2 protein-coding genes are annotated in these 705 nt (G+C 43.5%); both read left to right on the forward strand.

Translation table 11 applies throughout. The annotated features are described in order from the left end of the window. On the forward strand, positions 1-493 hold a 493-nt coding region (ccmA, locus tag R7Z50_RS27465; protein WP_318149743.1), incomplete at its 5' end, for a cytochrome c biogenesis heme-transporting ATPase CcmA. 1 nt (position 494) lies between these two features. Next, positions 495-705: heme exporter protein CcmB (locus R7Z50_RS27470; protein ID WP_318149744.1), on the forward strand; the 211-nt coding region annotated here is incomplete at its 3' end.

Below are 705 nucleotides of genomic sequence, written 5' to 3' on the forward strand. Positions count from 1 at the left end.
GCTACTGCGCATTATTACAGGGTTAGGCGATAGAGAAGAAGGAATGATCAAGTGGAAAGGTGAAGAGGTTGAAAAATCTCGTGATGTCTTCCACCAAGACTTGCTATTTCTCGGCCATCAAACTGGCGTAAAGCGCGAACTCACCGCATTTGAAAACTTACGTTTTTACCAATCTATTCAAAATAACAGCACTTCCGATGAAGAAATCTTTACTGCTTTAACCCAAGTGGGGCTTGCGGGGCGAGAAGATGTACCTGTAGCACAACTTTCTGCGGGTCAGCAGCGTCGCGTTGCTTTGGCTAGACTTTGGCTAAGTAAGCAGATTTTGTGGATTTTGGATGAACCACTAACAGCAATCGACAAACAAGGTGTCAAAGTGCTTGAAGCTCTGTTTGCTCAGCATGCCGATAACGGTGGCATTGTGATGTTAACGACGCACCAAGATATGTTTGCTGACAGCCCTAAACTTAGAAAAATAAAATTGGGTGATTGATATGATTTCGGCCATGACAACTATTATTCGCCGCGAACTCTTGATTGCATTTCGTCGCCAAGCCGACATTTTGAACCCGCTTTGGTTCTTTATTATTGTTATTACTTTGTTTCCATTGAGTATTGGGCCTGAACCTAATTTGTTAGCACGTATTGCAGCGGGCATCGTTTGGGTTGCCGCATTGCTATCGGCATTATTATCATTAGAACGTC

It is taken from the genome of Vibrio sp. 1249-1 (genome assembly GCF_033340495.1).